This is a genomic window from Nostoc sp. CCY 9925, assembly GCF_963920935.1.
In the GTDB taxonomy this organism is placed as follows: domain Bacteria; phylum Cyanobacteriota; class Cyanobacteriia; order Cyanobacteriales; family Nostocaceae; genus Nostoc.
The window spans coordinates 1-10332 of record NZ_CAWUDO010000177.1; the positions used below are offsets into that span (position 1 = coordinate 1).

A 10332-nucleotide genomic window follows, 5' to 3' on the forward strand; every position below is an offset into this window, starting at 1 on the left:
ATCCCAGACGTTGGCGCTTTCGCGACGTTGAATGGTTGCTGTCATTGTTTTATAAATGCGGTTGCTTATTCAGCTAATGAATTAGGCGGTCTGTTTTCGCCTGTATATGTACTTTACATTGCTTTACGTAATTTAATCAAGTTTTATTAAGACAGTAAAACTTATCACTTGTATAAATTTTACTTATTTGAGCTTAGCTCAGAAGGTGCGATCGCACACTCTCCTATTTATAGATATGCAGAGAATTTTGACGAAAAAGCCCAGTTTCGAGAGGGGATAGGCTTTTAACTATCTCAATCCATCAAAAGAGGTAAGGTAGTGCGATCGCAACTGATTAAGCAAAGGTGATTAGAGATTAACCTTGACAACTTTGTTCTTTTCTTGCTCAGTTTTAGGTAGTGTCAGGTGCAAGATGCCATCTTGATAATCTGCGGTGACATTGGTGTTTTGAATCCGAGCAGATAAAGGAATTACACGTTGGAATTTACCGTAGTAAAATTCGGTCTTGGTAGTACCCTTTTCTTCAGTTTTAGTTTCAGACTTCCGTTCGCCGCTGATGTGAACAGCATCTTCAGTGACCTGAATATCTAAGTCTTTGGCGTCGATTCCTGGCAATTCTAGCTTCAGATGCAGAGCATCATCAGTTTCTTGTAATTCAGCAGCCGGAACTCTGAGAAAATCTCTATCAAACAATCCAGATGGTACTCTAGTGTCTTCAAATAAATTATTAATTTGACGTTGTAGAGTGCCGATTTCTCCCCAAGGGTTCCAACGAACTAGTGCCATAACTCTTCCTCGCAATTAATTAGTTATTTATTTAATAAGTTTTGCACTTGGGCTTGTGCTTAATTTCAATATTACGCATAGTTAAAACTGGTGTAAATTCGGTTATTATCACCAATAATATTGATGATTACCGCACTACGTTAATGACAAGAATAAATTACGGTTTACTCTCATTATTATGTTCGGTAAACCGAAATAGCGAGAATTTAGTAATAAAAGGCAATAAGTAATAATTTCGATAATCAAATGCGATCGCTATATCAATCAACCAATGGGACGATTTCCAGGATTGACTGCATGAATATATTCACTACCCGATCGCGGTCTTCCTCGTTTATAATACGCTTCTTCTGGTTTACCCCATCCTAGCTGCAAAATTATTTCCAAAAAGCTAGAATTTTCCCACTTCCATAAACTTGCCCATTCTGTTCTTTGAGCAATTCTTTCGACATCAGGCGTGATAATCTGTTGGTGTTGTTTACTATTGTTGAAACTTAAATACAAGTCCATCCCTGTAGTGACTTCATACCAAAATTGCAAAATCGTATTTTTAGCGGCTTTTAAGATTTCTAAGTCGCTGTTAAGCGCGATTAATTCGGTATCTACTTCGGGATAATGCAAGTTTTTACCCTTGACTGTCATCTGACGCCAGATAATACCTGACACTTGATTTTCTTTTTGGTAATCGTGAATTGCCGCTTTGAAATCTTGATAGGCTGTGAACTGTTGCAACCCATCAGTTCTGATAAACTGGTCAATTACGGGATTACCAGAAACTGTTACTTCTAATTTTAAGCGTTTTCCGTTGAGGCAAGCTTGGCGTTCGTCTGCCAAAATTTGGATTAGTTGCTGAGTGGTGTAAACCTTTGACATCAGAATACACTTTAATTAGTCATTGGTTATTTGGGCATTGGGCACTTGTACTGAGCGGCTTGCGTTGAGCGACTTGCCCTGAGCGGCTTGTACTGAGCGGAGCCGTTGGCGCAGCCTCTCGTAGAGAAGCAAGCCGAAGTATGGGGCATTGGGTATTTGTCATTAGCTATGAACTATAGACTATGAATTAACTTTCTAACGTGTTATGCAGAATATTTCAATAAATAGCCTTCATGAACTGTGCAGACAAATCATAGATGGAAAAGAGAATAGGTAAAGAATTTAGTTTGTAGCCTTCTACTTTATGCCTCCTAGCTTCTGCCTTCTACTTATTATGCTTTGCCATCTAAAACAATGCAGTAACACATAGCACTAAAAATTAGGGCAGACCAATTTGGTCTACCCGATAAGCTACTTAGCTAACTCACTACTGAATTCATTGAAAGCCCGCCGCTTTAGCTGTGCTGTTTCAGTGCGTGGTGATAAATCGAATATTTTGCGAAATTCATCGTCTATCTCTTCAAAAGGTACTTGACCCTTTTTATTTAAAACTACCTGACCTGATTGATTAAACACCAAAACTTGAGGAACACTCCCAGAATAGTAATATCCTGGTTCTGTGGGGTCGTAGGTCTCTTTAAGCGCGATGCTATCTACACTAATAGGGATTATCTCTACTACCCGACCATAGAATTCCTGTACCCGTGAAATGGAAATGGCATATCTTTTGGAATCGCTGCTGTCATCGAGATAAAACGCCAAAAATACAGGTTTATGTTCTGCTAAAGACTGTGCCAGCGTCAGTTTAGAAGGAACTAATGAACCATTACCAGCGTAAACGACAAACATGTTGCCATCATACCTATCATCGTTGAGACCAGCATATGCAGGTTGCATACTTATAATGAACAGACAAACAACCAAGAACAGGCATTTGGACAGCAATTTTTGCCAGCCAGTAAATTTTTTATGTAAAAAAAGAAACTTTGTGCTATTCATCAAAAGAAACCTTGCAAGCTACTACTTGTCGTGAATTGTGCTGAAATCGGCAAACTAGGCTGGATATATAATTACGCCCGCGCACTATTTTTTAAGATAACTTGTATCGATGAATCGAATGCAAGGCTCTATTCCAGACACCGCAGAATTCGACGATCTGGCGGTCAACTACACATATATTGGGTCAATGCCTAATATATTCAAAATAGCCTGCATTAGTACTTCTGGTTCAATTGGTTTGGAAATATGGTGTTGAAATCCGGCGGACAGTGCTTGTTGTCGATCGCTTTCTCCAGCATAAGCAGTGAGGGCGATGGCCGGAATTTTTCCGCCGCGATCGGCTGACAGCTTTCTAATTTGCCGAATTAGTGTGTAGCCATCCACATCAGGCATACCAATATCGCTGATTAGCAAATCAAATTTTGCTTGTTCCAAACTGCTCAAAGCTTCACTAGCGGAGTCCGCTTGAGTCACTTGCGCCCCGTACTGTTCTAGTAGGAAGGCGATGAACTCCCGCGAATCTCTGGCATCGTCTATAACTAGTGCTTGCAATCCATTGAGATTGAGGTCTGAGTGATTATGGGACGGAGTATCATCTTGATGCAGTTTTGCCGCAGGGATGAGTGGTAGCTTGACTGTAAACGTCGAACCTTGTCCTTCTCCAGGACTCGCTGCTTCAACGGTTCCTCCGTGCAGTTCAACCAAATGACGCACGATGGCTAACCCCAACCCCAACCCCCCAAATCTTCGGGTGGTTGTCCCATCAGCTTGGCGGAAGTAGTCAAAGACGTAGGGCAAAAAGTCACTAGAGATACCTTTACCAGTGTCGCTCACAGTCACTTGAGCATAGCTAGGGACTGGGGATTGGGGATTGGGGACTTGAGTTATTTCTTCCTTTACTTCCCCTGCTCCCCCTGCTTCCCCTGCTTCCCCTGCTATCTTGTACAATTGCACCTTTACTCGACCACCTTGTGGGGTAAATTTAATAGCGTTGGCAAGTAAATTCCAAACAACCTGTTGTAAACGAGCGGAATCACCCAGTACTTGACCAACGTTCGGTTCAAATATGGTTTGAATCTGAATGGATTTGGCTTCAGCCGCGAGGCGGACGGTTTCAAGGGCAGCTTTGATGGTAAAAGTTAGACCAACTGGAACTGTGTTCAAACTTAACTTACCTTGGAGAATGCGCGACACATCAAGCAGATCTTCAATCAGTTGCGCTTGTAACTTAGCATTGCGCTCGATTGTTTCGAGTGCGTACTGACTTTTGGCTGTGTCAGGCTGGCTCGTTTGCAGAATTTTTGCCCAACCCAAAATCGGATTCAGGGGCGATCGCAATTCATGAGACAACACTGCAAGAAACTCATCTTTAATTCGGTTGGCTTGCTGTGCTTGTTCAGTCTGTTGCTGCAAAGAGATCATCAGCTGATTGAGGCGATCGTTCTGTTCTTGCAGCAAAGCTTGTGCTTGTTTACGCTCGGTAATCTCTGACAGGATGAAAACAGCACCTGTGAGAGTCCCGTGCTGATTAAATGCCGGATCGATGGTTTTGGCAAACCACCGTCCTTGAGATTGAAATTCTAGAACTTGCCGTTGGTGAGTTTCTTTAGCACGGCGAAAGCAAATGCCGTCACCGATTCCCCATTGTGCGTTTATCAACTCATGGTACAAACGACCCAAAATTTCGCCAGGATGCTTGCCAACCATCTCCATCATTGCTCGATTACAGCGCAGAATTATACCTTGTCGATCTACCAGACATACGCCGTCGTTGATGGAGTCAAAGGTGCTTTGCCACTCCCGCGCTGAGGAAAAAGCAGATTCTTCTGCCCGTCGAATTCGCAATAGCGATCGCACCGTAGCAACCAGTTCAATGGGTTCAACTGGTTGTGCTAAATAGGCATCAGCACCGCTATCTAAGCCTTCTACTTTGTCGTGGCTTTGGATAAAACTTGCAGAAAGGTGTAGCACCGGAATAAAAGTCGTTTCTGGGTTGGCCTTAATTTGGCGACAGACTTCAAAGCCGCTCAAATCAGGTAATTTGACATCTAGAATTACCAAAGCAGGCTGATACTCAAGAACTGCCTTTAATCCAGCCGATCCAGTTGCTGCTTCCACCACGGTAAACCCCGCATTTTGCAAAATCCGGGTGACAACGTAACGATTGGCTGCGTTATCGTCAACATGCAGGATCGTCACGTGTAGATCAGACATTGGTTTGTCCCCAAGCATCCAAAACAATTCCGGCTTTGACGAGGGCATCTTGAAGTTGGGCGATGGTTGCCGTTTGAGAACCTGTTTCTTTGGAAAGAATGGCGATACTTTGTTTTGCTAACTGACTTTGCACTTCTACATCCAGTTGAGCAGATGAGTGAATGATTACAGGAATCGACTGAGTGACGGAATTGTTTTTAAGCTGCTCGAGTACATCAAACCCACCGATTTCTGGCATCTCTAAGTCAAGCACGATCGCATTTGGATACTCGCGTTGTGCCAAGTTTAATCCTTCTTGTCCATTCACGGCTTCTAAAATACTCAATGGTGTATTTACCAACAGCTGTTTTACTAGATACCGATAGGCGGGGTCATCGTCGATTAATAAAATTTTTTGAGGACTATTCTTATTAATCAGCGTATTGAGTTTATTTAACAGCGGCAATCTGTCTACGGGCTTAATTAGAAAGTCGTTGGCTCCTAGCGCTAGTGCTTGTTTTTCGTTATCAATGATGGTAATAACGAGTACAGGGATGGTACGAGTCGTTTCATCTCCTTTGAGTTCTCGCAAGAACGTCCAGCCGTTTTGCCCTTCTAGCATAATATCTAACATAATCGCCATCGGTCGAACTTGTTGTAAGACAAGCCTTGCCTGAGCTAAAGTCCGGGTCGGAATCAGTTGATAGGTTGACTCCTGAAGGTGCTTTTCGTAAATAAATAGCGTTTCCGGATGATCTTCAACCGCCAGAATGGGCAAGCGATTTGGCTCCAGTGGTGCGGGTTGCTGTAGGGTGGGAAATTCAGTCGCATGTGGGTAGACGATGGGAATCGATGTCGTAAAAGTGGAGCCTTGATCCAGCTCGCTTCTCATGGAAATGCTGCCACCGAGTAGCTCCGCTAGCTTGCGCGATAACGGCAACCCTAACCCAGTTCCCTTCACCTGCTTTTGCAGAGGGGACTCAATTTGCACAAAATCCTCAAAAATCCGCTCTTGATCGCCTGGAGCAATGCCGATGCCCGTATCGGATACGGAGAAGGTCACGGTATGACCTGTTTGGATGGCGGTGACGCGCACCTCTCCCTCCTGGGTAAATTTGAGGGCATTGGAGACAAAGTTTCTGAGAATTTGGGCGACTTTGCTCTCATCGGTATAAAGCGGAGGTATAGCATTGGGTTCCTCGACAATCAAGGCCACAGAGGAGCCTTGAACTAATAATGGGCGCAGCATTCCCCGCAACGTGGCAAACAAGTCACTGACTTCAAAGGTACTGGGGCGCACTTCAATTTTTCCAGCTTCCACCTTTGCTAAATCCAGCAAGTCGTTGACCAATTCTGATAATCCGATCGCTGCCTTTTGGATAAATGTTACCTGCTTTTCTTGCTCAGTGGTCAAATCTCCATCCATCCGTGCCAGCAGCATCCGAGAGAGGGACAAAATGGAGTTGAGGGGCGTGCGAAACTCATGGCTCATGTTTGAGAGAAAGCGGGTTTTTAGCTCGTTTGCCTTTTGCAGCGAGTCTGCCTTTTCATCCAGTTCTGCGTAGAGGGCAACTACACCGCGATTGGTATCTTCTAATTCTCGATTCAGGTGGATCAGTTCTTCCTCGCGCTTCCGCAGTTCTGCCATTGCCCGGAGTAATTCCTGGTTTTGCCGCTGGATTTCTTCATAGGGATTTTGAGGCGATCGCCCAATGACGGTTTCTCGAATCTGCTGCAATTGCGAATCGCTGAAACTAGGCGTGCGCTTCGATAACCTTTTACTCATCACCACCGTTGTTCCTTGTCCCGGTAGCGATTCAATCTCAAAGAAATCCATTAGTCTGCGGGTGCCGACGATGCCGAGTTCCATTCCTGTGCCAGAGTTGTAGCGTCCTGCCAAAACGTCTGCCAGATGAGGAATGCCCTCACCTCGATCCTCAACCCGAATCAGAAAAGCTTGCGGCTCTCCTTCGACACAAAATTCCACCATTCCGCCTTTAGCATACTGAAAGGCGTTGCGGGCAATTTCAGAAACTGCCGTTGCCAATCGTGCCTGATCTTGAGCATCAAAGCCCAGCTGCTCGGCGATTTCCCTAGTTCGTTGCCGAGCTTGCACAACATCCTGTTCGTAGTGAATTTCGAGTCTGAAAAGCATTGTCAAGTCAGTTCGCTCCAATTCAAACTTGCACTTCCTTTGCCGCTTGTTCCTTCAATTACGAATTAGTAAGTAGGCAGACATATTTAAATATAAAGTACAAAAGTTTAAAACCCCTATCAAAACACCCTTTTCCCTCCTGCCCCCTGCCTCCTGCCCCCTGCCTCCTGCCCCCTGCCTCCTGCCTTCTGCCTCCTGCCTCCTGCCCCTTGCCCCCTGCCTCCTGCCCCTTGCCCCCTGCCTCCTGCCTCCTGCCTCCTGCCTCCTGCCCCCTGCCTCCTGCCTCCTGCCTCCTACTTATTTGCCCATTCCTTTAGCCACTAACACCGTCACATCGTCGCGTTCTCGGTTAAAGTCGCGGTATAGCATACCTGCAATCAGGCTGGGATGTTTTTGACTCAAACCGGGATAGCGATCGAGCCGCCACTTAGTGTCTAATCCGTCAGAATGCATAATTAAAAGTCCGTTAGCATACCAGGGATAGCTCAACTCTTGAATTTTGCGGAGTTCATGCCCGACTATGCCGTTATGAGATAGCAGATTGTGGTGTTCAGTGAACGATAAAATGCTGGCAGAAATATTGCCAATGCCGGCAAAGCGGACAGACTGTTGTTCAAAGTTGATTTCGGCAATGGCTAGTACTGCTCCTCGTGTACTTCGCAAGGCCGCGTGGACAGCTTCGACGATCGCCCCAGGAAAAAGATGATGATGGTCTTGAAAGATTCTCACGGCTTGGGAAGCAGCACTGGCAGCCAGAGGGCCATGCCCTAAGCCATCCGCTACTAGCAACAAACTACGACAACTATCGACTTCACATGCCCAAGCATCTCCGGAAATGTCCTCACCTCGTTTGGGCAAACAGATCGCCCCAATTTCTAAGATCTTTTGGGGCGGATGGGGTGCCGAGTCTGACCAAACGTGAGCCAGGAGTGCTGTCCCTTGCTTGGGAATGGAGTAAATTTCCAATAAATTAGAGAGGCGAAGAATTGCGCCCAATCCGTTGCCTGATGTTCCGCCTGTGGAAAAGCCATCTTGCAAACACTCATCTACATCGACCATCCCCGGCCCTTTATCCAGCGACAAAACTTCAATGCCGACGGCTAAATGCTGCTTGAGCGATCGCAGCAGCATCACTCCACCGCGAGCGTGCTGCACCAGATTGTTAGCAATCTCTGTCACCACAATGCCAACTTTGCCCCGTTGGGTTTCCTGAAAGCCGAGCCGACTTACCAAAGCCATCGCTACCCGTCGGGCTTCCCCGGCCTGGCTGGATTCAGTAATTGTGATGGCGACAGATTCGATCATTTTATTTCCATCGTATAATTGTTACCCGTGTCCCTTCTCCCACCGCAGACTGAATCTCAAACTCGTTGGCAAGCCGTTTTGCACCGCTCAGTCCCATACCCAACCCGTTACCCGTGGTGAAGCCATCCTTCAGCGCCAGTTCGATATTCGGAATTCCCGGGCCTTGATCTTCAAAGGTCAGTTTAATTCCTCGTCGTTTCCCTTCCTCAAGCGTTTCTAGCTTGGCTGTGCCGCCTCCTCCATAGTTTAGGGTATTACGGGCCAACTCACTGGCGGCGGTGACAATTTTAGTTTGGTCTACTAAGCCAAAGCCAATTTCCACAGCCAGCTGGCGTACTGCCTGCCGAACTAAGACTACATCACCAGAAGATTGAATTTCGAGCGTTTCAGTCTTCTGCATCGTCATCTGCACGCCATTTAGTGGCAGTGATTTGATTTGTAGTTTCATCGAGTGACGATCGCAACAGTGCCATGCCTTTTTCTACGTTTAAGGCAGTGCGGATGCCCATCAGCGATAGCCCCAATTCCACTAAGGTGATTGCCACCGCAGGCTGCATCCCCACGACAACCGTTTCCGCATCCAGTACCCGTGACATTTTGGCAATGTTGGCTAAAATCCTTGCCAGGAAAGAATCAACAATCTCTAATGCCGAAATATCGATTAGCACACCGTGAGCGTGAGTTTGAGTAATGCGGTTGGTCAGGTCGTCCTGTAGCGTCATAGCAAGGCGATCGTGCATATCGACTTGGATGGTCACAAGCAGGAGATCGCCCATTTTGAGTATGGGAATACGTTCCATTGGTTTCTCCTGTCTACCTATTGGGGTTGATAGCGAATGGTCGCTCCCATCCGTTTTAACGCCATTACAAAGGCATCGGCTAGTGTCGCCTTTGTTGTGACATTAGTCAAATCAATGCCGAGATAGACGATGGTTTGGGCAATTTGAGGACGAATGCCACTGATTATACAATCTGCTCCCATGAGACGGGCAGCGTTAACGGTCTTAAGCAGATGTTGAGCCGTGAGGGTATCGACGGTGGGAACCCCAGTAATATCAATGATGGCAACTTCTGACCCTGTTTCAACAATCTTCTGCAATAATGACTCCATGACTATTTGAGTCCGGGCACTATCCAGGGTGCCGATAACGGGTAATGCCAAAATTCCCTCCCAGAGTTTAACTACTGGGATAGACAACTCCAGCAACTCCTCCTGCTGTCGCCAAATCACCTCTTCCCGAGCTTTCTGATACACTTCCACAACCAGCAATCCCAGTTGATCTAGTAAGTTTGTGGCTAGCCAGATTTCTTCACCCAACTCAATGGGATCTTTCAATTCCTGACGCAATCGATTGAACAGGGGTTGCTTGAAGGAAAAAATGAATGTAGCTGTTTCCGAGGGTGTGAAACCTCTTTGCGATCGCGATCGTGAAATGCTAGTCAGCATCTCTCGCATATCCTGCCACGTTGCTCCTTGAATATTAGTCAAGTTGCCTTGCCCAACGGCGAAGCGAAACAAGCTAAGAAATTCCCGGCACTCCTCCTTTAGCTCAGCTTCTTTAATTAAGCCTCTGCGAATATTGACAGCGGCTAGCTCTTGAGTCCACTCCGACAGCATGTCTGCCTCGAAAGTTTCCAGGATCTCTGGTATCTTACTTTCGCTCATCGTTCCTTTTAGGGCAACCTTTTTGATTATTCCAAAATCAGTGTATGACGATTCAGCCCAACGTGAAAACTGAAGTTAAAGAGGCAGGGAGTGGGGGCAGGGGGCAGGGGAGGCAGGAGGCAGGGGGCAGGGGGCAGGGGAGGCAGGGGGCAGGGGGCAGGGGAGGCAGGAGGCAGGGGAGGCAGGGGGAGATGGAAGAGATAAGAATGAAACTTTTGAATATCTGAGGTTCGTCGCTGAATATCTGAGGTTCGTCGTTGAATATCTGAGGTTCGTCGTTGAATATCTGAGGTTCGTCGTTGAATATCTGAGGTTCGTCGCTGAATATCTGAGGTTCGTCGCTGAATATCTGAGG

Annotated in this window: 9 protein-coding genes and 1 pseudogene; all 10 read right to left on the bottom strand. The window is 46.2% G+C overall.

Going from position 1 to position 10332, the window contains the following annotated elements:
* Positions 1–348 precede the first annotated feature (348 nt).
* Positions 349–786, bottom strand: coding sequence for an Hsp20/alpha crystallin family protein (locus ACM0OY_RS38180; RefSeq protein WP_414573919.1), 438 nt, complete (start codon positions 784–786; stop codon positions 349–351).
* Positions 787–1050: 264 nt separating this feature from the next.
* Positions 1051–1659 (bottom strand): hypothetical protein, encoded by a 609-nt coding sequence (locus ACM0OY_RS38185; RefSeq protein ID WP_414573920.1) that lies wholly within the window; start codon positions 1657–1659, stop codon positions 1051–1053.
* 411 nt (positions 1660–2070) lie between these two features.
* Entirely contained in the window at positions 2071–2658 is a 588-nt protein-coding gene (locus ACM0OY_RS38190) for a thylakoid membrane photosystem I accumulation factor (protein ID WP_414573921.1), read from the bottom strand.
* Positions 2659–2826: 168 nt separating this feature from the next.
* The gene (locus tag ACM0OY_RS38195) at positions 2827–4872 is read right to left on the bottom strand and encodes a response regulator (protein ID WP_414573922.1); all 2046 of its coding nucleotides are present in this window, start codon (positions 4870–4872) and stop codon (positions 2827–2829) included.
* Positions 4865–7006, bottom strand: a complete 2142-nt coding sequence (locus ACM0OY_RS38200) for an ATP-binding protein (RefSeq protein ID WP_414573923.1) — start codon at positions 7004–7006, stop codon at positions 4865–4867. The genes ACM0OY_RS38195 and ACM0OY_RS38200 overlap by 8 nt, the downstream gene beginning before the upstream one ends.
* A 297-nt stretch (positions 7007–7303) precedes the next feature.
* Positions 7304–8311: an ATP-binding protein gene (locus ACM0OY_RS38205; RefSeq protein ID WP_414573924.1), complete on the bottom strand. Its 1008-nt coding sequence runs from the start codon at positions 8309–8311 to the stop codon at positions 7304–7306.
* A gap of 1 nt (position 8312) precedes the next feature.
* The gene (locus tag ACM0OY_RS38210) at positions 8313–8711 is read right to left on the bottom strand and encodes an anti-sigma regulatory factor (protein ID WP_414573925.1); all 399 of its coding nucleotides are present in this window, start codon (positions 8709–8711) and stop codon (positions 8313–8315) included.
* A complete protein-coding gene (locus ACM0OY_RS38215) occupies positions 8698–9111 on the bottom strand; it encodes an STAS domain-containing protein (protein ID WP_414573926.1) in 414 nt (137 codons plus the stop codon). Before ACM0OY_RS38215 ends, ACM0OY_RS38210 begins: the two co-directional genes overlap by 14 nt.
* Positions 9112–9128: 17 nt before the next feature.
* Positions 9129–9977 carry an STAS domain-containing protein gene (locus ACM0OY_RS38220; protein ID WP_414573927.1) on the bottom strand — a complete coding sequence of 283 codons (849 nt, stop codon included), beginning with the start codon at positions 9975–9977 and terminating at the stop codon, positions 9129–9131.
* A 52-nt stretch (positions 9978–10029) separates the two neighbouring features.
* Positions 10030–10332: pseudogene (locus ACM0OY_RS38225) on the bottom strand (hypothetical protein); the annotation flags it as partial.

Bases quoted from the DNA above. Each gene is read 5' to 3' on its own strand.
- ACM0OY_RS38220 (WP_414573927.1), bottom strand. From the start codon at position 9,977: ATGAGCGAAAGTAAGATACCAGAGATCCTGGAAACTTTCGAGGCAGAC.
- ACM0OY_RS38215 (WP_414573926.1), bottom strand. From the start codon at position 9,111: ATGGAACGTATTCCCATACTCAAAATGGGCGATCTCCTGCTTGTGACC.
- ACM0OY_RS38190 (WP_414573921.1), bottom strand. From the start codon at position 2,658: ATGAATAGCACAAAGTTTCTTTTTTTACATAAAAAATTTACTGGCTGG.
- ACM0OY_RS38195 (WP_414573922.1), bottom strand. From the start codon at position 4,872: ATGTCTGATCTACACGTGACGATCCTGCATGTTGACGATAACGCAGCC.
- ACM0OY_RS38210 (WP_414573925.1), bottom strand. From the start codon at position 8,711: ATGCAGAAGACTGAAACGCTCGAAATTCAATCTTCTGGTGATGTAGTC.
- ACM0OY_RS38200 (WP_414573923.1), bottom strand. From the start codon at position 7,006: ATGCTTTTCAGACTCGAAATTCACTACGAACAGGATGTTGTGCAAGCT.
- ACM0OY_RS38180 (WP_414573919.1), bottom strand. From the start codon at position 786: ATGGCACTAGTTCGTTGGAACCCTTGGGGAGAAATCGGCACTCTACAA.
- ACM0OY_RS38185 (WP_414573920.1), bottom strand. From the start codon at position 1,659: ATGTCAAAGGTTTACACCACTCAGCAACTAATCCAAATTTTGGCAGAC.
- ACM0OY_RS38205 (WP_414573924.1), bottom strand. From the start codon at position 8,311: ATGATCGAATCTGTCGCCATCACAATTACTGAATCCAGCCAGGCCGGG.